This window comes from Thermoleptolyngbya sp. C42_A2020_037 (assembly GCF_015272455.1).
Taxonomy (GTDB): Bacteria; Cyanobacteriota; Cyanobacteriia; order Elainellales; family Elainellaceae; genus Thermoleptolyngbya.
Window position 1 is genome coordinate 1 of record NZ_JACYLP010000012.1, and the last position, 23,461, is coordinate 23,461.

Genomic DNA, 23,461 nt, shown 5'->3' on the forward strand with positions numbered 1-23,461 from the left:
CTGCTTCCCTCCTGGCTTTCATCTCAGCCTGCCACCGTTTTGTCAGTCAAGCAGCAGCGAATGGTTATACCAATAATGGAGGTGCGTTAAATCACCTCGAAACTTTAGGTAGTCCTATTTCTTAAAGGATGAAGAATAATCACCTGTTTTAGGAAGCTTGCTAGGCAATACTCTCAGAACCAGGCTTTTTTCTCTGTCCTTTACATAAGGGCACTACCAAACTTTATTCCGTCTTGATTTCTATGTCTGAAGTAGCTTTCACCCGATTTGATTTGCAGTCCAATTAATCGTCCTGATGGATTTCTATCCTCACAGATTTCAACATGAGCATCTATACCCATGTCTTGTTCTAGCTGTTGTCTAAATATCCACCCAAAACCTTGAAAAATCATCCCAACCTTGTAAACACCTTGGCTTGCAGTTGGATTAAATCTAGCTTTACTCATCCTGATTGACTAGATAAACAATGAGGTAGTTAGTGTCCAATTTAAACTAGATAAGAATGCTGCTCGTGCCAGTCTTTAGCGTGTTGGCGGATGGCTTGGAGTTCTTCGGGAAGCATCTTGTCCAGGTTGGCGAGGATGAGGTTGATGCGGCCCTGGGATTTTAGCTGGGCGCGGTGGCGATCGAGGAAGTCCCAATAGAAAAAGTTGAAGGGGCAGGCGTTTTTGCCCGTGCGCTGTTTGGGGTCATAGCGACAGCCCTTGCAATAGTCGCTCATTTTGTTGACGTAGTTGGCGGAGGCGGCGTAGGGCTTGGAGGCGAGGATGCCGCCATCGGCGAACAGGCCCATGCCAATCACGTTCGTCTGCATCACCCAGTCGTAGGCATCGATGAAGGCGGCGTGGAACCAGTTTTCGACTTCCTGCGGCGAGAACCCGGCAATTAGCGAAAAGTTTGCCAGGATCATCAGCCGCTGGATGTGGTGGGCGTAGCCCGTGCGCTCGATCTGGCTGAGGGTTTGGCGGAGGCAGTTCATGTCGGTCTGCGCCGCGTCCCAAAAGAAGGCGGGCAGCGGCTGAGTGTGCTGAAACCAGTTGCGCTGGGCGTAGTCTGCCTCGACGTGGTGATACAGCCCGTACATATACTCGCGCCAGCCGAGGACTTGGCGGATAAAGCCTTCGACGCTGCTGAGGCTGAGGTCTTGCTCGTGGTAAGCGCGTTCGGCGGCGCGGATCACCTCTAGCGGACGCAGCAGCCCCAGGTTCAGATAGGGCGACAGCAGCGCGTGCCACATCGTGTCTTCGCCCGTCACCATTGCGTCCTGGTAGGGGCCAAAGGTGGGCAGGCGCGTGGCGATGAAATGATCCAGAACTTGCAGCGCGTGCGATCGCCCCACGCCCCAGCGAAACGGCTCCAATTCCCCATAGGTGGGACAGTCCAGCGCTCGCACCTGCCGCATCACCTCGCGGGTGATGTCGTCCGGCTCAAATTCTAGCGGCGCGGGCGGATTCAGCTTGCTCTTAGGCGGTTTGCGATTGTCCTTATCGAAATTCCATGCGCCGCCGACGGGCTGCTTGCCCTCCATCAGCACGCCAAAGCGCTGCCGCCCTTCACGATAGAAATATTCCAGCAGCAGGCTCTTTTTGCCCTTCGCCCAGGCGGCAAACTCGCCATCCTGCCAGAGAAAATGGTTATTGGGCAATAGGTTCAGCTTGCAGGGCAGATCGAGGGACTGGATGAGATCCAGGAAGGGGCGATCGCCCGGTGTCATTACCCGCAGTTCTGTAATCCCGTTCGCCTTGATCCACTGGATCAACGGTTGTTCAAAATCTTCCGCCGTCTCATAGGTGACGGGCCAGCCCGCCTCGCGCAGTTCTGCCGCAAAGTGGCGCATGGCAGACCACACCAGCACCAGCTTTTGCTTGTGATAGGGACGCAGCCGCACCCAGCCCAGCGACTCGATCAGGATGACGGGCGTGTTTTCCGCTTGCCCAGCACGGCTTTGCAGCGCCGCCTGCTCCTGCCAAAGCTGGTCGCCCAGCACCCAAACGCCGATGGTCATGGTTGGGAGAACGCCCTATGCATCTGACTGCTTGGGCTGAAGAAGAAGCTGAATCCCCAGCGCCACCAGCCCCACCGTGGCAATGCCAAACGTCACCAGCGCCAGACAGCTCATGCCCAGCACCAGCGTCCGCACGGCCGAGCCAATGCTCACTGCCAGGGAGTTGCCCGTGGGCAGCGGCTTGTTGGCAAAGGTGCTGTGGATAGAAATGGTGAGGAAATAAAGCGCAGTGGCGATCGCCCCTGAAATGGCAGCCCCCGTCCAGCAGCGCAGGGGGGTCGGCGGGGTCTCATCTGCCACTAGGGGGAGAGGCTTCTTTTTAGCAGTCTCTTGAACAGGGTTAATCTCTGCCATGTCGCGAACCTCACTTGAGCCTTGCTAGGGATGATCTTACAGGATGGAACGAGCAGGGGAGGATGGGAATTTAGACTCGTGTCCTGGCATCCTCCTCCCCTCCTCGCATCCCATCATCGGCTCTAAAGTTCCGGCATTGTCCGCAGCACGGTCTTTGGCTGCGGGAGCTTCTCATCCAAGGCAGGGGCACACGCCCAGAAAGTCGTCACCGACTGGCGCATCCGCTCGACGCATTCCCTGGCCTTCTTGGCGTGGATATCGTCAGGATAGGCATAGGGATAGCTGGCGTGGTGGGTCGTCAGCTTTTCATAGTCGAACTTTTTCGTAGAAAAGGCGACGGCTTCGAGTTGCGTCAGCCGTTCTTCCAATAGCCCCATCAGCACCCGAAACCGCACCCACTGGTGATCCTCAAAGTTGAATTCCCCAATGAGCTTATCGCCTGCGGTTTTGCCCTTGTTCATCACGCCCTCAATCGTGGCCTTGTCCATTGCCAAGTTGAGGCCGCCTTCGTCGTGGGCCAGGCGCACCTGAGCAATCCGTTCGCGGTAGCCGGGTAGCCCGGCCAAGCTGGTGTCGCGATAGTTTTGTGCGGTCTGGAACATCTGCCACGCGAAGGCCAGCAGGTTGGACTGCAAATCGACCCATTCGGGAGCCTGACGATCGTTGGGGCGTGGCAGGAATACATCCTGATTCAGCACACGGCCGCTTTCCTGCGATCGCTCTTCTTGCAAATTGGGCGAGTTGGGCGTGACGCTCAAATAGTCCGGGTTGATCGTGCGCGTCGCGCCAGTGCCAAATCCGGGTCTGGCTTGCAGCGCGTCTTCCGACACCGACCCCAGGTTGATGCCAAAGGTCGGGCGCGTGGGCAGCCACGAGTCAAAAAAGTGAATCGGGAAGTTGCTGCAAATGCCGCCATCGCTGAACCAGTTTTGCTGCAAATCTTTGGAATTTTTCGTCAGGTCTACTCTGATCACATCGCCCGGCTGGTGGCGATTGAGGCACGACTGGGACACCGTGTAGAGCGGCACCGCGCTAATCAGCACCGGAAAGCTGAGGCTCATTCGCGTTGCCACGACCACAGGCAGATCGTCGGGATCGGGCAGAAAGTAATAGCCGTTGGGCAGGTTATACTGCGGCCGCTGCCCCGCCTTCTCGACCAGATGCTTGACCACGTTGCTGGGAAACAGCCTGCTAAATTCTTCGACCTTAAAAATAAAGCGGTGATCGGGTTCAAAGGGCAGCGTGTAGGGGCGATTGTGGCTGAGATTGGAGGTGACCACGCGCAGGTCGATGTTGTATTTACCGTTGTCGCAGTCGGGCAGATCCCCGTTTGGCAAGGGCTTCTTTCGCAGGTCGCCAAAGGTGAGCGGTCGCCCGGTTTTCTCCAGTCCGGCCAGATTGTTGAGGTTGACGCTGAGCCAGTCCGTCAGCGCGATGGGGTCGGGGTCTGGCCCACTGTTTCCCTCTGGGATATGTCCGGTGCAAATGCCAAACAGGTTGTTGGGCAGCATTTTAAACAGCGCCGTGTATAAGTCCACCGCGCCCGCCGCCAGCGTCCCCACGCCCAGCAGCCGATCCAGCCCGATGAACATCATCGCCAACACGCCCACCCCCAGCAGATAGTCGCCCAGCGCCACCGAGTTGCCCGTCAGCCAGCCCGCAACGCCAAAGGCGATCGCCGCCAGAGTTCCCAGCACCAGCGCCAGCACCGCGCTACCCAGCAGCCCCCAGAGGGTTCCCTTGCGGGCGCTGGCGGGGCTGGTGCGGCGGGTGATGTCGAGCAATTCCTGTATCCGCTGGAGCCAGGATTTCTTGGGTTTTGCGCCTTGGGCACTGGCGGCTCGGCTCGATTTGCCCGTTTTGGGGTCGGGCGTGATGCCCAAAATTGCCATCAGCGCGTCCATCAATGGCTTCAGCGTCGGTTCTGGCTGAAACAGGCTGAGCAAGAATCCCTCTTGGCAAAGCTGTTGACTGAGCGTGTCGAGTCGGTCGAACCCGCTGGGCTGTCCGTCCCAGGCTGTTTCCCGACCAAACTCGGCGGCGGCCGTCACCGCAGCGGCGATCGCCCCAGCGGAGGTTCCCCCTACGCTGCGAAAGCGATACTTCCCCTCGCCGGCCAGTTTGCAAATTGCGGGCGGATAGACAATGCCGCTGGTGATGCCGCCTTTCATCACCAGGTCGCATTCCTGCTCTGGCGTGAGATAGCGGGTTTCGGGCGCTTCGGATGCAGCCGATGGTTGGGCTTGGGACATGGATCAACTCCTTAAAGGGGGCATGGAGAGCGCCAGACGGCGCTGTTCCTTCATACCCATCCAATACCCCAAATTTCGGACTACGGTGCCAAATGGATACCTTTCGCAATCAACTGGCCCACCCAAATTTCCAGATCTGGGTCGGGCTGCTGTTCGCGCAGGGCCGCCGTCAGCGCCTCGGCTTTTTCCGGAGAGTGAGCCAGCCCAAACACCGTAGACCCCGACCCCGACATCAGCGCCCCCGCCGCCCCCAGATCGAGCAATTGCTGCTTGAGGGCTGCCACCTTGGGGTGGTCGGGAAACACCACCCGCTCAAAGTCGTTGTAGAGCAACTCAGGGATTTTGGAGCCGTCGCGCTGGGCGATCGCCCCCACCATTGGCCCAGCGTGAACCCGCGCTTGCCGCTGCTGGAGCGAGTCCGTATCGCGGGCATAGGTTCCTTCAAACCGCTGGCGATAGGTTTTGTAGGCCCAGGCGGTGGAAATCGGCAGGCTGCGATATTTTGCCAGCACCACCCAGAGATAATCCACGCTGGGCAACGGGTCTAGCTGTTCGCCCCGACCCGTGGCGATCGCCGTTCCGCCGCCAATGCAAAAGGCCACATCCGACCCCAACTCGGCCGCCAGTTCTTGCAGTTCCATCTGGGTCAACCCCAAACCCCACATCAGATCCAGCCCCACCAGCACCGCCGCCGCATTGGTCGAGCCGCCCGCCAGCCCCGCGCCCACAGGAATCCGCTTGTGCAGCGTCATATCCACCCCGCCAAACTGGGCGTAGGCCTTGGGAAACCGCTGCGCCATCAGCCTTGCCGCCTTGTGCGCCAGATTGTTCTCATCGGCGGGCACCTCCGGCGAGTCGCAACTGAGGCGAAACTGCTCGATGCCATTTGCCCGTAGATCCACCCGATCCGCCAGCGACACGCTCTGCATCACCATCGCCAGTTCGTGGTATCCATCGGGGCGATCGCCAATGATTTCCAAATAAAGATTGATTTTGGCCGGGGCAATTAGAGAATAAGAGCGCATTCTAGGGGTTGGGGGTCGGGATACCCCTGCTAAAGTGAACAAATGAACTAAACACTGGTCCTGGCGGTTTATCCTGGCCATTGAAATGGCCATTGAAAGTCGATGGGCAGAACCCTCCGCAAATCCAGTAGGATGTGTTAGCACCAGCGGAACGCATCAAAGCCTTGTGGGGCAGTGCGTTACGGCTACGCCCAATCGCAACCTACACACTCATATTCTCATCATCTAGCGCCAGGCTACTGTTCCGCATCTCTCTGCATTTCTCCGCATGTCTCTTTTCTCGCCGCTGCCACTATGCAACTCCTCACGCTCACCCTGACCAATTTCAAATCCCACCGCGATCGCCATGTGGTGTTTCAACCGGGGACAAACGCGATTTGCGGAGAGAATGGGGCAGGCAAGACGAGCATTCTGGAGGCGATCGCCTGGACGCTGTTTGCCTATCAGGGGCCCTATCGCAAAGAGGATCTGATTCGCAATGGCGAAAAGAGTGCTCAGGCGCGAGTCGCCTTTATCTCGCGGCAGGACGGGCGCACCTACGAAGTCGAGCGCTGCACCACCAAAGGCTACGTCATTTACGACCCGCAGCTTGGGCAAAAGCTCCCCTATCGCAACCTTGAGGCAGAGGTGATGCCCTGGCTGCGTCAACAGTTGGGCGTGGCGGGCGGCACGGATTTATCGCAACTGTTTGCCAACACCATCGGCGTGCCCCAGGGGACGTTTACCGCCGACTTTTTGAAGGCGACGGAAGACCGCAAGCGCGTCTTCGACAGCATCCTCAAAGTCGAGGAATACAAACAGGCAAACCAGAAAATGCTGTCGCTGGAAAAGTATGCCAAAAGCGAGGTAGAAACCCTGGAGCGCGACATCGCCCGCTATGAAGAAGCGCTTCAGGATTTGGAGGCGACCCAGCAGCGCCAGCAGACGGTGACCCAGGCGATCGCCACGGCCGAGGCCACGCTGATCCAGCTAGAAGCAGACCTCGCAACCCTGCAAACCGAGAAGGAGGCGCTAGCGGCCCTGGCGAATCAGTTGCAACAGGCAGAACTGCGGCTGCAAACGCTGACCACGCAGATCGCAGCCCAGCAGCAGACCAACCAGGTGCTAGAAACTTCGGTGCAAAAGGCGGAGGCGGCTTTGGCGCAGTGCGAGGCCCATCGAGCCAGCCATGCGGCCTATCTCCAGGCCGAGGCGACGCTGAAGCAGTTGAACGAGCAGCTTAAACAGCGATCGCCCCTGGTCAAACAGCGCGATGCTCAGCAGAAAGCCCTGGCCGCCGGCCAAGCCGAACTCACCCGCCTGAGCCTGCAACTGGAAGCCCTAGCGCAAGCACAGCAGCAGTTGCAAGCCCTCCAGCCGGGAATCGCGCAGCAGGCAGAACTGGAAGCGCAGCAGGCCGCAGTCGCGGAGTCGCTGAACCAGCTTCAGGCGATGCGGGTAGAGGAGCGATCGCTCTTGTCCCAACAGGGAAAGCTGCAAGAAAACCTAGCGGAGCTTGCCCGGGACATTCAGCGACTGCAAGCGTTGGCTGAGAACTTGGCGGATGTATCCAGCCTGGAGCAGCAGCGCGATCGCCTGCAAACTCAACTCAGCCGCCTCGAGGCGGCCCGCCAGTTTGAGGGCGAGTTGCAAACCCTGCTGACCGGGGCAGAGCAGCAGCGCGATCGCCATCGGGCACAAGCCGCAGCCGCCCTAGACACCTTACGCCAGATGCAGGCGGGAATGCCCCTGCTGGCAACCGATGCCGTAGATGCCGTGCTGCAAGCGCTCCAAGAGGGTATTGACCTGAATTCGGAACTGCTGAGCAACATTCGAGCCATTCTGACCGATCTGGCCGCACAGACCGACGCAGAGGCAATTCGCAAACAGATTCAGCAGACGAAAAAGGCAATCGACGCGGCCTATCGCCAGCGGGCGGAAGTGGACAATTTACCCGCCCAGCAAGCGCAGCAGCAGCGTCTCCGGGGCGAGTTGCAGCAGGCTCAGTCGCGGCTCCAGCAGCTTCAGCAGTCCCTCCAGGCAGAAACAGCGACCAAAGAACGGCGATCGCACCTGATCCAAGCCCTTAGCGACCTGGGCGATCCACGGGGGCGCAGCCAGCTTTTGCAGCAAGACCTGGCCCAGCAGCCGACGCTCCAGGCGCAGTACGAGCGGCTGAAAGCCTCACAGGCAGACGCAGCAGCGGCGATCGCCCAACTGGATGCCCAGCTTGCCGAGTTTGCCGAGTTGGAAACCCAGATAGACACGCAAACCGCAATTCGCCAGCAGCACCAGGTGGGCTACCAGCATTTTCTGCAAGCGCAAGCCACGGCGGAACCGTTGCCCAGCCTACAACAGCAGCTTCAGGCGGCGATCGCCCAGGTTGCGACCCTGGAAGCCGAACGGGCCCAGGTGCAGGCCGAACTGGACGAACTCCAACAGCGCTATGACCCGCAGCGCTGGCATCAGGTCGAAGCCGACTACAGCGCCAAACGCAGTCAGGCAGACCAGATCAGTGGGGGATTGCCGCCCCAGAGGCAGCTTTTGGCAGAGCTAGACCGCAAGCTGGCAGAACTAGGGGCGATCGCCGCCCAGCGCGACCAGGCCCAGCACGACCTAAAGCAGCGCAAGCACAACCATAAGTTCATCACCTTTGCCCGCAAAACCTACAAAGACGCAGGCCCGCGTATCACCGCCCGCTATGTGCAGCAGGTGTCTCAGGAGGGCGATCGCCTGTTTCGGGAGCTAATGAACCGTCCCAACCTGTCGCTAGAGTGGACGGCGGAATACGAAATTCTGGTGCGCGAGGGAGGCTACACCCGCCGCTTTATCAACCTTTCGGGGGGCGAGCAGATGTGCGCGGCCCTGGCAGTGCGGCTGGCCCTGTTGCGCGTGGTGGCAGATCTAGACGTGGCCTTCTTCGACGAGCCGACGACCAATATGGATCGCCCCCGCCGCGAAAGTTTGGCTGAGGCGATCGCCAACCTCAAGTCCTTCCGCCAACTTTTCGTCATCAGCCACGACGACACCTTCGAGAAAGTGACCGAAAACGTGATTCAAGTTACCCGCGAAGTTTAGTCGTTACACGCAACTTTTTAGGGACGGGCTGCGTCTAGCCAATTGGGCATTCTAGATGTCACGGGCCTTCGGTGGGCCGATGGGGTGCAGTGCCACACAATGGGCGATTCCCGTGGGGATCGCTTCGCGAATCGCCCCTCACCCGCTGTCGGAAATGGCTTCGTCGGGCTAAATGCGATTCTGTCGCAAGGCCACGCGAACAGCGCTATTCTGGATCTAGAAGCAGGGACAGACTACCACACGTTTTATCAAGCGGTTTGCTCCGCACGACGGCTGGCTAAACTGGGCCACCCTTAGGCATTGCAGCGCAACCTCTGGCGCGTCGTTGGGCAACACTGCACGAGCTATCTCGCGATGGGCTTTTTGCGGGTGCGTTCGCCCCAGGTGTGGATCACACGAGTCTCCTGGCTTCTGGGACTTTGGCTAGCGATCGCCCCACATCAGATGGAAAGCCCCGATCCATCACACATTAGGGAAGCGCTACAGCCGTGACTCAGGAGTTTCATCTTTCCGTAACCCCTGTGGGCAATGACGAGTATCTGGTGCGAACCGAGCGGGTTGCGCCGGGCGTGCCGCTGGCGGAGGAGCAACTCCGCTGGACAGTAGAGGAATGGCTGGCGCTGGCGCGGCAGTTGATGGATGACCCGCTGCTGGGGCTGCTGCGGGGGCACGGATTTTATCGAGTGGGCGGGTTTGAGCTGCCGCGTCGATCTGAGTCTGAGAACGAGCTGCCCGTCAGCCTCACAGAACTGGGCGAAACGCTATATCACGCGCTGTTTCAGGGGACGCTGCGGAATAGCTGGATGATTGCCCGGGGCATCGCCCAACACCAGGGCGAAATGCTACGGCTGCGGCTGGGACTGAAGGGGTCGCGCCTGCCCCGGCTGCCGTGGGAGGTCATGAACGGGGGCGATCGCGACAGTTTGGGCAATCTGCGCCATCCCATCGCCACGGGAACCGATGTCGTGTTCTCGCGCTTTCAGACGGGCATCCAGGTCATGGGGGGGCGATCGCTCCGTCCCCTCAGCCCAACTCAGCCCGTCCGCATCCTCATGGTGGTCGCCACGCCCACCGATCAGGAGCGGCTAGAGCTAATGCGCGAAGCCATGCATTTGCAAGAAGAACTGCGGCGACCCGCCGGGTCAGGTTTGGAGGGACTGGGCATGCATCCCCAGCTAGAGCTGACGGTGCTGGAGCAGCCCGGCCGCGAAGAACTAACCCACGCCTTGGAGCAGGGGCATTTCCATATCCTGCACTACGCAGGCCACAGCAATCTAGGCGCATCCGGCGGCAACCTGTACCTGGTCAACTCGCGCACGGGACTCACAGAAACCCTCAGCGGCGACGACCTGGCCGGGCTGCTGGTGAATAACGACATTCGCCTGGTGGTGTTCAATTCCTGCCGGGGCGCACACACCGCCGTTCCCGCTGCTGGAATGCCTGCCGAAGCCCAGCCCGCCCAAGACACGCGCAACCTGGCCGAAGCGCTGGTCAGCCGGGGCATTCCCGCTGTGCTGGCGATGGCCGAAAAGATTCCCGACGACGTAGCGCTGACGCTGACCCGCCTGTTTTATCGCAACCTGCGGCGGGGCTTCCCCATCGACCTCAGCCTCAGTCGGGCGCGGCAGGGACTGATCTCGTCCTACACGTCTAATCAACTGTATTGGGCGCTGCCCGTGCTGTACCTACACCCTGCGTTTGACGGATACCTGGTGTCGGGCGATTGCCACCACACCAATCCCGCCGATCGGTTACAGCAGTTGCCCCCGTCCTATGACCTGCCGCTGCTGGCCGGGGAGGAGCCGTCTTTGGTGCTGTCGCCGTCGAGATTGCTAGAGCCAGATTTGGCTCCAGATCTAGAGCCAGATGAGGATTTTGAACTCATTTCGCGGGCGGTGCTGCTCGATCACGACTGGGCCTCGCCAGGGCTGGAGTTCGACAATCCGTTTCATTTCGATGCGCCCGTCGCCACCGAAAACCCGTTTGATTTTGACTTTGCCAGCAGTGGCAGCCTGGTAGAGGTGCAGCCCACCAGCAGCGAACGGCTAGACGAGGCGGCAGAGTCCAGACCCGCCCAGTGGCCGATTCATCATCCGGGTGCTGGCTTATTTACCCTCGGACGGTATGACCAAGAGCCATCTGCTCCAGCAGAGGGACTGGGTACGGCGGATCAACCAGCAGCAGAGGGGCGATTCGCGAAGCGATCCCTAGGGGAATCGCCCTTGGAGCTTCCCGGCGGCTACCTGGGTCGGCTGCTGGCACAGCACGCAGATCCGGCAGACCACAGCACCGCCCCAACCTCCCTCAGTCTGTCTTCTGCCCCTGCTCCCCAGCAGAATGAAACGGCGAATGCCGCCAATGCCGCAGACCTGTTGCAGCAGCTAACCCCCCGCCCCGTTGACCTGATGAACGTGGCCACCGACGCGACTCAGGATGCCCGCCCGGTCGATGCGCCCGTGTCTCCAGCGGCGACCTATCGGTGGCTGGCTAGCCATGCGCCTGCGACCTCCCTGGACTCTTCAGAAGCGGCTGCGCCACCGCAGGATTCCCAGCCAAATTCCCAGCCAAATTCCCAGCCAGAATCTCAGCAGCAGACGGCTACACCCCAGGATTCTCACCGAGCGATTACGCCTGTAGACATGATTCCCACGGCCGACCGTATTCCGGCGCTGCGGGACAGCCGGGCAGCCCATCCCGCCCGCAAGCCTGGCCGACTGCAAAAGCAGCACATCCTGCTGCCGCTGGCGGGTGCAGGCGCAATGGCGATCGCCCTCTCCTCGTTTCATTACACGATGGGACTGCTCCGCCGCGACCCATCACCCGCTGATTTGCTGCCGCCGATGGACAACGCCTATACGCCCAGCGCGCCGCCGATGCCCGTTGGCACGACTGAAACCAGCCAGCTTGCAGGCGCGGCTATCCTGAACCTGAAGCGCGAAAACCTGCCCGAAGCGGAAAAGGCGATCGCCCAACTGCTGGATCAAAATGCGCTGCTGGATGCCAAAGTCGCCCTCGACGCAGTGCCCTCCGAATGGCGCAATGCCAGCTATCCCGAACTGATGTTTTTGATGGGGCGACTGGGATGGCAATGGCAGCAGCAGGAGGGAAATATCTACAGCGTGGACGACGTGCAGCGGTTTTGGAAACTGGCGGCCGAAGGACGGCCCGATGCCGCCGCCTACTGGAATGCGCTGGGCTTTGCCCACTATGCCAAGGGTGAGTCGGTAGACGCGGCGCGAGTCTGGTGTCGGGCGGCGGCGCTGATGCTGGCACAGCCGATTCCCGACTCCGTAGACGCAGCAGACGACCGAGCCGCCCTCAACTGTCCGCCGCCGATTCAGTCTGTTACCAATCCCGAAGCGCTGACCGCCTATGCCGGAGTAGCGCTGGCCTTGCAGCAGGCAGCCCTCGACCCCAAATTTTCTCAGAGTGCAACCGAGCTACTGAAACAGTCTGCCGCATACTATCAGATGGTCATGCTGAGCAATCCAGCCAGTTTCGATCAAACGGCACTGGCAAAGAACTGGCTGTGGACTCCCGCGACGCTGCGCGACTGGGCGGCGCTGGGCAGTCGGCGACCTTAGCCGCGGTGAATCTGCACCCTGTAGACCCTGCAACCTGTGAGTTTGCCATCTACGAGTCTGCAACCTGTGAATCTGCATCTGTGAGTCTGCATCTACGAGTTTGCTATCTATGCGTCTACAATCTGTGCGTCTACAATCTGTGCGTCTGCAACCTGTGGACTCTACGACTTAGGGAGACTCTGCGGCGTAGGTAGACTCTGCGGCTTAGGCATCGAGTGCGCTACCCTATCCTGCGAAAAACATTTTCCGAATCTCGCTCCCGCGACTAATATGGATAGTTATTTCGCCCTGTTGCATAATCGTCATCCTTTGGGTTCATGACTTCTGACTCCTCCCCCGTGTCTACGGTGTCGGCCCTGCCCCAACCCCCTGCCGATGCCGCCCATCCCAATTCGCAGGTTCGCTTTAAGAGTGAAGGCGGCCGCCTGCTGCTGATGCTGCCGCCGGAAGGCGAGAGCGAATTTGCTGTAAGCTGGGGCGACCTCTGGCAGCAGCTCAAGCAGCGACTCAGTGCGGGCGATCGCTTTTGGCAGCCGAATACCTCCGTGCATCTCATCGCGCGCGATCGCCTGCTGGACGTGCGCCAACTCCAGTCCATCGACGAAGCCCTGACTCAGGAACAGCTTTGCCTAAAGCGGGTCTACACCAGCCGTCGGCAAACTGCGGTGGCAGCAGCGACGGTCGGATTCTCGGTCGAACAACACACGCCCGTTGCCCATCTCAACGCCCCCGCCGAAGCCACCGGACAAGCATTGGCAGAGCCACTCTATGTCGAAACGACGGTGCGTTCGGGGATGGAAATTCGGCATCCGGGCACGGTGGTCGTGCTGGGCGATGTCAACCCCGGCGGCTCGATCGTCGCGGATGGCGATATTGTGGTGTGGGGGACGCTACGCGGCGTAGCCCACGCGGGTGCATCGGGCAATCCCCGCTGTCTGATCATGGCGCTGCGGCTAGAGCCAACCCAACTCCGCATTGGCGAACACCTAGCCCGCGCCCCCGAAAAGCCACCCGAACAGTTTTATCCGGAGGTGGCTTACGTGGCCTCGGAAGGGATTCGCATTACTCGCTCAGCAGATTTTTCCAAGCTGCGGCTGTTAGCGCCCGATGCCTAACAGAATCCAGGGTTCAGGGTTTTGTGCAAAAGATTTCTCCTGTCAAGGCGGCTGCTAGATTGCATTACTAAATTGCATCGGCCAGGGTTTCGATTTCATCTCCACATTTCATTCGTTCAGGGTTTACTCAAACAGCTTTAGGAGCATTAGGGGCGATTTTCATGACTCGGATTATTGTCGTCACATCGGGCAAGGGCGGTGTTGGCAAAACCACGACGACTGCGAACCTGGGCATGGCATTGGCCAAGCGGGGGCGGCGGGTCGTGGTGATTGATGCAGACTTTGGACTCCGAAATTTAGACCTGCTGCTGGGGCTAGAAAATCGCATTGTTTACACCGCGATGGAGGTGATTGCAGGCGAATGTCGGCTGGATCAGGCGCTGATTAAAGACAAGCGACAGCCCAACCTAGCACTGCTGCCCGCAGCCCAAAACCGCACTAAGGACGCGGTGAATCCTGATCAGATGAAGCAGCTCATCGAAACGATGAAGGAGCAGTTCGACTTCATCCTGGTGGATAGTCCCGCAGGCATTGAGATGGGCTTTCAAAATGCGATCGCCGCTGCCCAGGAAGCGCTGATCGTCACCACGCCTGAAATCTCCGCCGTGCGCGATGCCGATCGGGTCGTGGGGCTGCTAGAAGCCAACGACGTGCGAAAGCAGCACCTCATCGTCAACCGCCTCCGACCCTCAATGGTGCAAGACGACCTAATGATGTCGGTTAGCGATGTCCAGGAAATTTTGGCCATTCCACTACTGGGAGTGATTCCGGATGATGAGCGCGTGATTGTGTCTACGAATAAGGGCGAACCGCTGGTGCTATCGCAAAAGCTCTCGCTGGCGGGCTTAGCGTTTGACAATATCGCCCGCCGCTTAGAAGGTGAAACGGTGCCTTTTCTGGACTTCACGGCCAGCCATGATGACCTGCTCTCTCGCATCCGCCGCATGTTCCGCAGCCCTTCGCGCTAGCCAGTGCCGACCCTCTTAGCACGGGGGTTTCTCTCCTCACCCTCTTCCCCAGTTAGCCCTGCCCTATGCTCAGCGAACTTCTCGACCGCCTCTTCCCTCGCCAGCCCGAAGTCTCTAGCCGCGAAACGGTAAAGCAGCGCCTCCAACTTGTGCTGGCTCACGATCGCACGGATCTGCCGCCCGCCACTATCGAGAAGATGCGCCAAGAAATCCTGGAAGTAGTGTCGCGCTACGTGGAGATTGATCAAGAGGGGACGGAGTTTATGCTGGAAAATAATCAGCGGGCGACAGCGCTGATTGCGAACTTACCGATTCGTCGAATTAAGTCGGATGTTTGATGATTTGAGCGCTTGGATTTGAGCGCTTGATTGAATCCCCTGCCTGTTTCTGTTATTTCGACTAGCAATCGTTACCAAACGTTAGGAAATCGGCTCAAAGTTTACATAAAAGCGCCGCAGGTAAACTTTGGTTTCATTAACTTGATTTCATCTCTAGATCGTCTATTCTTAATCTTGAAGCTAATAGGTGATCTGGCTTTTAAGAGCGCTTCATCTGCTGGCTTCCCTGGCAGATTAACAGCCAAGTTCACACGTTCACTACAGAGGTAAAAGCGCTGTTTATTACAATCTGTCTCGTCCAACCCAACAGCACCCAACTCAAGAACTGAGATTTTCCCATCTGGCAACACAGGGAGTGTAATCACATCGACCGAACTTGAATGAATTGATTGAATCAATTAGTTGAACCAATTAGTTGAACCAGTCGAACAAGTCGTTCAGTTTTGATGTCTGTGAGGCTCTACGAAGTGGCTGTGAAAAGGGGAAAATAAACGGTAGAGAGGCTGGGTGCTGTTGGATTTTAAAGCATTAGATTTTAAAGTATTTTCCCCCAGGCTTTCTATTATTTTTCTATCATTCTAGCGATGGCTCTGGCTGTGGGTCTGCGTTGCGCCGACTGCCAAAAAGCTGGGCATACACATAGGTTAACTCGCCGCCCAAAAAGAAGACCTGGCTGGTGAGATAAATCCAAAACATTAGCACCATGACCCGGCCCACGACTCCATAGGATCGAAAGCGATCGCCCAGCGACAGCACGCTGTTATGCACCAGATATTGCAGCAATAGTAGCATTCCTGCGGTGAGCAATGCCCCCAGCCAAACATCCCCCCAAGTGACATTGGTAGAGGGCAAAATCCGAAACAAAATCATAATGATCAGCGCCAGGATCAGAAACGAAAAGAGCGCCTGAAGCGCCCAGACAATCTCTACCGAATCAATCCCCAACGGCTCTAGAAAAGCGCTCGTGCCGCCCGTTTTTTCTAAAAGCTCCAGTCCAGTTTGGACTAATAAATCGGAAACCAGCGACACAAACAGTAGCGGCGCAGTGCCAATCACCAGCATCACAGAAAACGCTTTTTTACGCAGCATCACCCGCAGGATTTTCCAGGGGCTTTGGCCGGGCTCTGGCTGAAACGCAACGCCCCAGATTTTATCAAACGCGCGATCGAGGGAATAGAAAAAGTTGCTGGCGGCAACCAGCAAGAACACTAGACCCAATAGCCCAATGCTGAGGCTGTCTTGCCCTGGCACAAGGATCGAACTCTCGACGATGCGGTAGGCTTCTGGGGGCAGCGCCTCCTGCAACAGGGTTTGCAGGCTGGTGTAAAGTTCGGCATTGCGACCGAGCAGCGACCCCAATAGACTGAGCGACAGCAGCAACAGGGGAAACAGGGAAAACAGTGCGTGGTAAGAGAGCGTCGCGCCCATATCCAGGCAATTGTCTTTTTGCCATTTCAGGACAGCTAGAAATAAAAGCTGAAATGCCTGAGAAAAAGGGTTTTTCATGCGGAAACTTGCGGGTCTGGGTGGGAATGTCCCAAATTTTAGGGTTCAGCGGTCTATCACCTAACGTAAGCTTAACAAGCGACTCCATTTGTCACGCATCTGGGCAAAGAGAGCGCAACCGACATCCGAAAATATAGTACAATTGTCCTATATTGATGGAGGAGATGTTGGGCTGCCGAAGCAAAGATACCCTCCGGTTTGACTAGGCGGCGATCGCCTGTAATCTAGACTCATTCCATCCTCGCCTGCGAGAGATTCACCTATGGCTATCATTGCTCTAAAAGCCTGGTATTTGCGAGAATACGAGCCAATTCGCGAGGTGGAAAAGCGCCCCCATGACCTCCGCCTTAGCAAGAACAGCTTGCTCAAGTCGGCGCTGCGGGCCGATTTTCTCGACGACAGCGCCGAGGTGCGGGAAACGGAGTGGTTTCAGCGCTATCTGGATGGTGACACGGTAGAGTTTTACATCGAGGGCAGCGGCGGCTATGCGATCGCCAATATCGACCTGATCAGCCACGAAATGTATTTCGTCAAGCAGGATTCGCTGTCGCAGCTTGATCCGACTATTTTCCTGTGCTATCAGACGCAGTTTGATGAATCTAGCGACCTGCTGCGCGAGGAGTTGCAAACCTTTATTGAAAAGTTCAACGGGCGATCGCGCATTTCCCTTACCCTGGAGGAGTCACACCGCCTGACGGATGGCCCCGCCCGCCTCAGCAGCAGCCTCATGCGGAAGATTCGCAAGTCGCTGCTGTTCATTGCCGACGGTACGCCGATTCTGCATCTAGACGGCACGCCGCCGCAACTGATTCCCGACCCCAAGGTTTGCGTTGAAATTGGCTACGCCCTCCAGAGCAAGCGCTCGGAGCAAATCTTGCTGGCGCAGATGGAGCGCTCGGACGTGCCCGGCCAGTTTCCCTTTGACCTGCCCAGCACCAGCCGCCTGCCCTTTCGCAACAAGGCCGAACTGCGAAAGCTGCTGCCACAGGCGCTAGAGTCCCAGCTTCAGCGGTTCAACCTGACAGCTTAGACGCGACAGCTCAGGCGCAATGGCTGAAACGACGGTTTAAGCGAGGAGCGATTATCGCTCGTAATGCACCCGCGCATTTAGCCCGAAGTCGCGGAAATAGCGATTCCAGCGCTCGGCGGCGCTGCGTCCCGAAAAGGGCCCCACCAGCACATGGGGGCCGTGGGGGCGATCGCGCTCCTGCACCCGCCCTGCCACTGGAAAGCCCTCGCTCAGCAGCCGCACCTGCTCACTCACGCGAGACAGACTGCCAGACGAGCCAGGAATCAGCACGTAGTAGCCCCGACTTCGGTCGGCAGTTCCATAGTCGTAGGCAGGGGCGGGCTGTGGCTCCAGCACTGGATATTGCCCAAAGGGAACCTCTGCGGGCGGCGCAGGCGGCAGCGGGTCGAGCGAGGCCTGGGCGGCGTCGGGATAGATCGTTTGCACCGGAGCCACGCCACCCGACACGGCTACGACCTGTGCGGTAATCCCCTGCGCCGCTAGTGCTTGCACCTGCTGCGATGCCGTCCACTCCTCTCCAAACACACCCGCCTGAATCACCTGTTGCCCCTGATAGGACTGGAGTCCAGCGCCGGGGGCAACTTGCTGCACCTGAGACAGCAGCAGCGGACTGTTGCCATTTACAATAACCACGTACTGCTGGCCTGAAAATTGGGCCGTGCTTGTCCCGCGCCCGTCTGACCCCACGGCGGCCCCCGGTTGCGGATAGAACGTTCCTGCTCCTGCATCCGGCGGCGGCGGCAGCCCATCTACGATGCGCTGTGCTACGCGCTGGGGCTGCACTACAGAATTTGGATGCATCTGCTCGGTTGGGCCTGCGCTGGCAGACGCTGCAACGCCCACACTGCTGCCTAGGGCGATCGCCCCCAGCACCAGCCGCGCCCAGATCTGTCCCTCTGCTAAACGCCCAGAGCGCAGATCCGACCGATGCCATAGAGAAAAAAACGATGCCGTCATAAGCTTGCAGAAGTGAGGGGAACGAATAGGCGATCGCGCTACAGATAGCGGACAAAGGGCGATCGCCTGCTAAATCTAGATATCGATTTTTGCCCGCAAGTTTAGCACGGCACTTCCCAGATGAATCAAATTTTTGTCGGGGCGATCGCCCCCAGCACCCTACCAAAAAGCAAAACGCCCAGGAGCAAAAAGCCCCCAAGCGCGAAACAACCAGTCGTCAAGCTGGACAGCAAGATCGAACAGCTAGCTTGAACAGCTAAAACAGGACAATCCGCTTAGTAAGCGTCTTGCAATTCAAAGAAGTCGGGCGAAATGTAGTCCTTCCGCAAAGGGAAACCGACCCAATCTTCCGGCATCAAGATTCGCTTCGGGTTAGGATGCCCTTCATAGACAATGCCATACATATCGTAGCTCTCGCGCTCCTGCCAGTCGGCCCCCTTCCAGATCCAATAGACCGAAGGCACTCGCGGATCTTCACGCGGCACAAACACCTTCACGCGCACCTCTTCCGGGCGATCGACGTTATCGGCAATCTTGATTAGGTGATAGGTGCTCACCAGGTCTTCACCCGGCCCCGCGTCGTAGGCCGCCTGACACTGCAAACAGTTGAACCCATAGGCGTAGAGCGCCGTTGCAAAGGGAATTAGAAACTCCCGATCCACCTTCAGCACTTCTACACCCAGATGATCCGGCTCTAGGGCTTCATGCTCAAAGCCGTTCTCAGCGAGCCACTTAGACACCTTGCCAACTTCGACAATCGGCGCAGCTTCAGGGGTTTCCTGGGGAGTAGGGGTTGTCTCTTCAGCCACGATCCACGGCCTCCTTTTCAGCTTCCAACGCGGGCGACATAGGCATTCCAAACGCTTCGGCCAGTTCCTTCGGCGGAGCCTTGCGTGTGTCTGCCTCCAGATACTTCCCAGTCAGAATCGGCGATACTTCCTTCATGCCGTGGGAAATAGTGTAGTAGCGGTGGGTTTGCGCCACTTCGCCCCGTTCTGCCAGCGCCTCACTAGAAATCTTCTTCCGCAGCTTGATGATGGCATCAATGATGGCTTCGGGACGCGGTGGGCAGCCAGGAATGTAGACATCCACCGGAATCAGCTTGTCTACACCGCGCACTGCCGTTGGCGAGTCCATGCTGAACATGCCGCCCGTAATCGTGCAGGCCCCCATCGCGATCACATACTTCGGATCGGGCATCTGCTCATAAAGCCGCACTAGCGCCGGAGCCATCTTCATGGTGATAGTGCCAGCGGTAATGATCAGGTCGGCCTGGCGCGGACTGGATCGCGGCAACAGACCAAAACGGTCAAAGTCAAACCGGGAGCCAATCAGCGCCGCAAACTCGATAAAGCAGCAAGCGGTTCCATAGAGCAGCGGCCAGAGGCTCGACAGCCGCGCCCAGTTGTGCAAATCATCGACTGTGGTCAGGATCACGTTTTCCGAAAGATCCTTCGTAACCTCTGGGCGACCGATGGGGTTCTGTAGACCTTCTAGCAAGTTCTTAGGTTCTGTTGTGCCAGGATTCATGACCATTCCAGTGCTCCTTTCCGCCACGCATACACAAGACCAACAACCAGGATCGCAATGAAAATCAGCGCCTCCACAAAGGCCAGCAGCCCTAGCTGGTTAAAGGCGACCGCCCAGGGATAGAGAAACACCGTTTCCACGTCAAAAATGACGAACACCAGCGAAAACATGTAGTAGCGGATGTTGAACTGAATCCAGGCTCCGCCAATTGGCTCCATGCCTGACTCATAGGTGGTGCGCCGCTCCACGCCAGCCCGCTTGCTAGGACGCAGCACCCAAGACAACCCTAGCGCTAAAAACGGAACAATGCCACAGACGATAAGGAATCCTAGAAGGTATTCGTAGCCGCTGAGAACAAACACGAGGTCACCTGCCACTTGAACAGCTTAAGTGCGACACTAGGATGCGGCTTTGCATGTGCAACCTAGTGAAACGTCAGGATTCGATAAGCCGAATCTCTGATAATGTTACTCTCTTTTTACATTGTTTTGAGAGCCTGAACTGTTTGCAAGGATTCGGTTTTGTTTGACTACCCTTCAGAAATTTGAATGGTTTGATTCAGGCTCTCGATACGGCCTCTTGATAAGGCGCATTGCTCATGGCGGGTCTAGATTTGCTGATTATTGTGGTGTACGCGCTGACGCTGGTTTACGTGGCCCGGCAGGCGCTAGGCGAGATGGAAGACTGGGCGACGGTGCAGCTTGACCAAAATGGATTGAAGGAAGAACTGACCCGCGCCAATTTGCAGGGCAAGGTCAATATTAATGTGGGGCTGAAGCCGCGCTACGGATTTGAGCCGATCTCTGAGCTGGCGCTGAGCATCAGCAATGCATCGCCCGTGCCGATTTATGTGGACTGGGACCGGAGTTCGCTGACTAATTTTCAGGGGCGATCGCGCCGAGTCATCCGAATTACGCCCAGCATGAATCTCGACCTCTCTCGCCCGCAAGTCTTTAGCGTCATTGCACCAGGCAAGTCCCTCAGCGAACGGATCGTGGCAGAAGACATGCTAAAGCGCACCCCAGAAGGCATTTTGCAGGTGGCTGCGCCGCTGGTAGACCTAGGTGCAGCACGGGGACTGCCCGACGACGGCAAGCTAGAGTTTTCGCTGCGGCTGTTGCTGCTGCTGGTAGAGCAGGAGCGTCAGGTCGATGACGACGTAACCACCCACGCCGTTCTCTGTCGCTTCATCGTCCGCCGCATTCCCTGGAATCACGACATCCCTTGGCTTCGCCGATAAGCTAGCGTCCTGTCATAACTAGCTGTGTTTCAAGTGCATCAGCGCTAGCGCTCTTGCGAGCTGAGTCTTTTGGATACCCAACTAGCTACGCCGCTGAGGATTGCGCCTGCCATGAGGATGCCGATCGCGGGGGTAAAAACGGGTTCCCAGAGGGAATACCATAGGTCAAAGCCAAGGGGGAGATTCAGGGATTTGCCGAGGAGGGCGATCGCAAACCAGGCAAAGGCAAACAGCACAAAGAATAGATTTGCCATCAGCGCCAGGTTTAACCACTCCAGAAACTTTTCTTTCATCGCTAAATGCGTTTACAAATGCGTTTACAGCCAATTTTTTGCCCATCCTAGCAGGTTTGCGGCCGCCGCTATTCGCAGCAAACGATTAAGATATCTACAGCTTTTCCCGACGTTGTGCCACCGTTTTCCCGGCGTTGTGCCAACGTTGCTAAGACGGTTTCTCTAGCGGCCCAGGAGGATTCTGTGGATTTTCGGCAAATCGTTGGCTTTCGGCAAGTGCGGCAAGATGTGACTGACCTGCACAAATCCCTTGCGCCATTGCTCAAGCACGACCCTCGCCTCGCAGAAGTTGCGCTGACGGATTTTGCCAAAGTGGTGCAGATTTGCAGCCGCAGCAACAAGGAAATTGGGTCAGCAGAACTGCTGGCCTACCTGATGATGGACGCGCTAATCCGCGACGACAAAGACACCCTCAGCATTGCCAATAGCAAGTGGGAGTTTTCCAGCGACGATCGCCTCAAGTATCAAAAAATTACGCTGCAAACCATCCTGGATCGGGTCAAAGCCTCTTCTCAACCCGATCAGCTCAGCTTGCCCTCGCTGGTAAAAAAACTGGATGAGGAAAAGGGGACGGATTTCCTCGGCGAAGCAGTGAATGTGATTTATAAGTTCGCGCAGGTGGTGGCTAAGGCAGACGACGTGATTTCCATGCAGGAAATGGAAGCGCTGTCGAAAATTTGGCAAGGGCTGCATAGCATTGCTCCTTTAGAAAGCTACGAAAAGGGTCTAGCCAGTGCCCTGCCAAGGCCCCTGCCTCAGACCACAGGCGGCCCTGACCAACCGCCCGCTGACTCCAGCACCCCAGATGCAGCGGCAGTGCCAGAAAAAACACCAGAAGAACTTGACGAGATCTTGCAAAAGGCGCTGGCGGAGCTGGATGAACTCGTCGGCATGGACAATATCAAAGAAGAGGTGAAAACCCTGACCAATTTCCTAAAGGTGCAGAAAATCCGACAGGAGCGCGGGCTGGCGCAAACCCAGGTGTCGCTGCACTCTGTGTTTTGCGGACCACCGGGAACCGGGAAAACAACTGTTGCCCGCATCATGAGCCGGATTTTTCAGGGGTTAGGCTTTTTGAAAAAGGGGCACCTGATCGAAACCGATCGCGCGGGGCTGGTGGCGGGCTATGTGGGGCAAACGGCGAAAAAGGTGGATGAAGTGGTGACCTCAGCGCTGGATGGGGTGCTGTTTATCGACGAGGCCTATGCGCTGGTGCCCCCAGAAACGGGCAAGGACTTCGGGCAGGAGGCGATCGACACGCTGCTGAAGCGAATGGAAGACTATCGCGATCGCCTCGTGGTGATTGTTGCGGGCTACACCGATGAGATGTCGGTGTTTATCGAATCAAACCCAGGGCTGAAGTCGCGCTTTAATCGCTATTTCTATTTCGACCATTTCAAGCCGGAGGAACTGCTGGCAATTTTTGAAAATATGGGCAAGAAGAACCACTTCACGCTCACGCCCGAAGCCCGCGATACGCTGTTGAAACGCTTCGAGGCGCTGTATGTGAAGCGCGATCGCACGTTTGGCAACGGGCGCACCGTCCGCAACCTGTTTGAAAAAACCATCGAAAAGCAGGCCAACCGCCTCGCAGTTCTCTCCAACCTCACCGACGAAGTGCTGACCACGCTGCTGCCCGAAGATATTCCTACCGAACAGGCCAGTATCCACGCGGGCAAGGTGGATTGGCAAGAACTAGCATCTCGCGAGAGCGGTGAGAGTTAAGGTTGAGGCACACAACCTCTAACCTTTAACTAACCTTTAACCCTTCTCTAGCTCCGCTTTCATGCGTTCTAGCGTCGCGTGCATCTGGTCAAACATTTGCTGGGGCGTGATGCCAAATTGACCGAGGTGGGTTTTGAGCTGCTCGACGGTCATTTGTGCCGTGAAATCTTCCGACAGTTCAAAGCGCTTCATAAAAATGCGATAGCGCTCCATCATCGATTCCATCTGCTCGATGTAAATCTTTTTTCCTTCGCGGTCAAACTTGCCATAGCTCGACCCCAGTTGCATCAGCGATTGATAGTCCTCAAATAGCTGACGCGCCTCTTGTTGAACGATTTCAGAATCGAAAAATCCCATTGTCAGCCCCACCTTCCGAAAACTGAACCAAAATGCTGAACGATATCGACTTCAATGTTCAATGCAGGTTGCTGAGTGCAAAAATCGGGTGCAGAAACTTAGCGCCAAGTGGCGGCATCTCAGGC

Annotated in this window: 20 protein-coding genes and 1 pseudogene; 9 read left to right on the plus strand and 12 right to left on the minus strand. The window is 57.6% G+C overall.

Annotated features, from left to right (window positions below; genetic code table 11):
- Positions 1-200: 200 nt before the first annotated feature.
- The 5 genes and pseudogenes from IGS16_RS03335 to ispE form a co-directional block, all read right to left on the minus strand.
- The gene (locus IGS16_RS03335) at positions 201-446 is read right to left on the minus strand and encodes a DUF4365 domain-containing protein (RefSeq protein ID WP_297083324.1); all 246 of its coding nucleotides are present in this window, start codon (positions 444-446) and stop codon (positions 201-203) included.
- 41 nt (positions 447-487) lie between these two features.
- A complete protein-coding gene (locus IGS16_RS03340) occupies positions 488-2,005 on the minus strand; it encodes a cryptochrome/photolyase family protein (protein WP_297083325.1) in 1,518 nt (505 codons plus the stop codon).
- Positions 2,006-2,020: 15 nt separating this feature from the next.
- Positions 2,021-2,359, minus strand: a complete 339-nt coding sequence (locus IGS16_RS03345) for a DUF3082 domain-containing protein (protein WP_297083326.1) — start codon at positions 2,357-2,359, stop codon at positions 2,021-2,023.
- A 2,018-nt stretch (positions 2,360-4,377) separates the two neighbouring features.
- A pseudogene (locus tag IGS16_RS22275) lies at positions 4,378-4,611 on the minus strand (patatin-like phospholipase family protein); the annotation flags it as partial.
- Positions 4,612-4,691: 80 nt separating this feature from the next.
- The gene (gene ispE / locus IGS16_RS03355; RefSeq protein WP_297083327.1) at positions 4,692-5,636 is read right to left on the minus strand and encodes a 4-(cytidine 5'-diphospho)-2-C-methyl-D-erythritol kinase; all 945 of its coding nucleotides are present in this window, start codon (positions 5,634-5,636) and stop codon (positions 4,692-4,694) included.
- A 294-nt stretch (positions 5,637-5,930) separates the two neighbouring features.
- Here ispE and IGS16_RS03360 point away from each other — a divergent pair, with 294 nt between their 5' ends.
- The 6 genes from IGS16_RS03360 to minE all read left to right on the plus strand — a co-directional run bounded on the left by IGS16_RS03360 (position 5,931) and on the right by minE (position 14,698).
- The gene (locus tag IGS16_RS03360; protein ID WP_297083328.1) at positions 5,931-8,693 is read left to right on the plus strand and encodes an SMC family ATPase; all 2,763 of its coding nucleotides are present in this window, start codon (positions 5,931-5,933) and stop codon (positions 8,691-8,693) included.
- 99 nt (positions 8,694-8,792) lie between these two features.
- A complete protein-coding gene (locus IGS16_RS03365) occupies positions 8,793-8,990 on the plus strand; it encodes a hypothetical protein (protein WP_297083329.1) in 198 nt (65 codons plus the stop codon).
- A gap of 191 nt (positions 8,991-9,181) precedes the next feature.
- On the plus strand, positions 9,182-12,277 hold the full coding sequence (locus IGS16_RS03370; RefSeq protein ID WP_297083330.1) for a CHAT domain-containing protein: 3,096 nt from the start codon (positions 9,182-9,184) through the stop codon (positions 12,275-12,277).
- A 317-nt stretch (positions 12,278-12,594) separates the two neighbouring features.
- Positions 12,595-13,392 carry a septum site-determining protein MinC gene (gene minC, locus IGS16_RS03375; RefSeq protein WP_297083331.1) on the plus strand — a complete coding sequence of 266 codons (798 nt, stop codon included), beginning with the start codon at positions 12,595-12,597 and terminating at the stop codon, positions 13,390-13,392.
- A gap of 161 nt (positions 13,393-13,553) precedes the next feature.
- On the plus strand, positions 13,554-14,360 hold the full coding sequence (gene minD / locus IGS16_RS03380) for a septum site-determining protein MinD (protein ID WP_297083332.1): 807 nt from the start codon (positions 13,554-13,556) through the stop codon (positions 14,358-14,360).
- 65 nt (positions 14,361-14,425) lie between these two features.
- Positions 14,426-14,698 carry a cell division topological specificity factor MinE gene (gene minE, locus IGS16_RS03385; protein ID WP_068513308.1) on the plus strand — a complete coding sequence of 91 codons (273 nt, stop codon included), beginning with the start codon at positions 14,426-14,428 and terminating at the stop codon, positions 14,696-14,698.
- 573 nt (positions 14,699-15,271) lie between these two features.
- Here the strand turns inward: minE and IGS16_RS03390 are convergent.
- A complete protein-coding gene (locus IGS16_RS03390; protein WP_297083333.1) occupies positions 15,272-16,204 on the minus strand; it encodes a YihY/virulence factor BrkB family protein in 933 nt (310 codons plus the stop codon).
- A 262-nt stretch (positions 16,205-16,466) separates the two neighbouring features.
- Here IGS16_RS03390 and IGS16_RS03395 point away from each other — a divergent pair, with 262 nt between their 5' ends.
- Positions 16,467-17,234: a hypothetical protein gene (locus IGS16_RS03395; RefSeq protein ID WP_297083334.1), complete on the plus strand. Its 768-nt coding sequence runs from the start codon at positions 16,467-16,469 to the stop codon at positions 17,232-17,234.
- Between the two features lie 51 nt (positions 17,235-17,285).
- Here the strand turns inward: IGS16_RS03395 and IGS16_RS03400 are convergent, their stop codons facing one another.
- The 4 genes from IGS16_RS03400 to ndhC all read right to left on the minus strand — a co-directional run bounded on the left by IGS16_RS03400 (position 17,286) and on the right by ndhC (position 20,083).
- Positions 17,286-18,191 (minus strand): hypothetical protein, encoded by a 906-nt coding sequence (locus tag IGS16_RS03400; protein WP_297083335.1) that lies wholly within the window; start codon positions 18,189-18,191, stop codon positions 17,286-17,288.
- A gap of 275 nt (positions 18,192-18,466) precedes the next feature.
- Positions 18,467-19,000 (minus strand): NAD(P)H-quinone oxidoreductase subunit J, encoded by a 534-nt coding sequence (locus IGS16_RS03405; RefSeq protein WP_297083336.1) that lies wholly within the window; start codon positions 18,998-19,000, stop codon positions 18,467-18,469.
- Positions 18,993-19,727, minus strand: a complete 735-nt coding sequence (locus tag IGS16_RS03410; RefSeq protein WP_172356042.1) for an NADH dehydrogenase subunit K — start codon at positions 19,725-19,727, stop codon at positions 18,993-18,995. Before IGS16_RS03410 ends, IGS16_RS03405 begins: the two co-directional genes overlap by 8 nt.
- The gene (ndhC, locus tag IGS16_RS03415; RefSeq protein ID WP_172358922.1) at positions 19,718-20,083 is read right to left on the minus strand and encodes a photosynthetic/respiratory NAD(P)H-quinone oxidoreductase subunit C; all 366 of its coding nucleotides are present in this window, start codon (positions 20,081-20,083) and stop codon (positions 19,718-19,720) included. The genes IGS16_RS03410 and ndhC overlap by 10 nt, the downstream gene beginning before the upstream one ends.
- Before the next feature lie 236 nt (positions 20,084-20,319).
- On the opposite strand from ndhC, the gene IGS16_RS03420 reads away from it, so the two are divergent.
- Complete coding sequence (locus IGS16_RS03420; RefSeq protein WP_297083337.1) at positions 20,320-20,961, plus strand: hypothetical protein; 642 nt, start codon at positions 20,320-20,322, stop codon at positions 20,959-20,961.
- A gap of 44 nt (positions 20,962-21,005) precedes the next feature.
- On the opposite strand, the gene IGS16_RS03425 is transcribed toward IGS16_RS03420, so the two are convergent.
- On the minus strand, positions 21,006-21,254 hold the full coding sequence (locus IGS16_RS03425; RefSeq protein ID WP_297083339.1) for a hypothetical protein: 249 nt from the start codon (positions 21,252-21,254) through the stop codon (positions 21,006-21,008).
- Positions 21,255-21,992: 738 nt separating this feature from the next.
- On the opposite strand from IGS16_RS03425, the gene IGS16_RS22280 reads away from it, so the two are divergent.
- Entirely contained in the window at positions 21,993-22,979 is a 987-nt protein-coding gene (locus tag IGS16_RS22280; protein WP_367185719.1) for an AAA family ATPase, read from the plus strand.
- Between the two features lie 36 nt (positions 22,980-23,015).
- Here the strand turns inward: IGS16_RS22280 and IGS16_RS03435 are convergent, their stop codons facing one another.
- Positions 23,016-23,336: a DUF1825 family protein gene (locus IGS16_RS03435; protein ID WP_068513336.1), complete on the minus strand. Its 321-nt coding sequence runs from the start codon at positions 23,334-23,336 to the stop codon at positions 23,016-23,018.
- Positions 23,337-23,461: the final 125 nt, after the last annotated feature.

Bases quoted from the DNA above. Each gene is read 5' to 3' on its own strand.
- IGS16_RS03345 (WP_297083326.1), bottom strand. From the start codon at position 2,359: ATGGCAGAGATTAACCCTGTTCAAGAGACTGCTAAAAAGAAGCCTCTC.
- IGS16_RS03360 (WP_297083328.1), top strand. From the start codon at position 5,931: ATGCAACTCCTCACGCTCACCCTGACCAATTTCAAATCCCACCGCGAT.
- IGS16_RS03425 (WP_297083339.1), bottom strand. From the start codon at position 21,254: ATGAAAGAAAAGTTTCTGGAGTGGTTAAACCTGGCGCTGATGGCAAAT.
- ispE (WP_297083327.1), bottom strand. From the start codon at position 5,636: ATGCGCTCTTATTCTCTAATTGCCCCGGCCAAAATCAATCTTTATTTG.
- IGS16_RS03340 (WP_297083325.1), bottom strand. From the start codon at position 2,005: ATGACCATCGGCGTTTGGGTGCTGGGCGACCAGCTTTGGCAGGAGCAG.
- IGS16_RS03420 (WP_297083337.1), top strand. From the start codon at position 20,320: ATGGCGGGTCTAGATTTGCTGATTATTGTGGTGTACGCGCTGACGCTG.
- IGS16_RS03365 (WP_297083329.1), top strand. From the start codon at position 8,793: ATGGGCGATTCCCGTGGGGATCGCTTCGCGAATCGCCCCTCACCCGCT.
- IGS16_RS03390 (WP_297083333.1), bottom strand. From the start codon at position 16,204: ATGAAAAACCCTTTTTCTCAGGCATTTCAGCTTTTATTTCTAGCTGTC.
- IGS16_RS03395 (WP_297083334.1), top strand. From the start codon at position 16,467: ATGGCTATCATTGCTCTAAAAGCCTGGTATTTGCGAGAATACGAGCCA.
- IGS16_RS03435 (WP_068513336.1), bottom strand. From the start codon at position 23,336: ATGGGATTTTTCGATTCTGAAATCGTTCAACAAGAGGCGCGTCAGCTA.
- minE (WP_068513308.1), top strand. From the start codon at position 14,426: ATGCTCAGCGAACTTCTCGACCGCCTCTTCCCTCGCCAGCCCGAAGTC.
- minC (WP_297083331.1), top strand. From the start codon at position 12,595: ATGACTTCTGACTCCTCCCCCGTGTCTACGGTGTCGGCCCTGCCCCAA.
- IGS16_RS03335 (WP_297083324.1), bottom strand. From the start codon at position 446: ATGAGTAAAGCTAGATTTAATCCAACTGCAAGCCAAGGTGTTTACAAG.
- IGS16_RS03410 (WP_172356042.1), bottom strand. From the start codon at position 19,727: ATGGTCATGAATCCTGGCACAACAGAACCTAAGAACTTGCTAGAAGGT.
- IGS16_RS03400 (WP_297083335.1), bottom strand. From the start codon at position 18,191: ATGACGGCATCGTTTTTTTCTCTATGGCATCGGTCGGATCTGCGCTCT.
- minD (WP_297083332.1), top strand. From the start codon at position 13,554: ATGACTCGGATTATTGTCGTCACATCGGGCAAGGGCGGTGTTGGCAAA.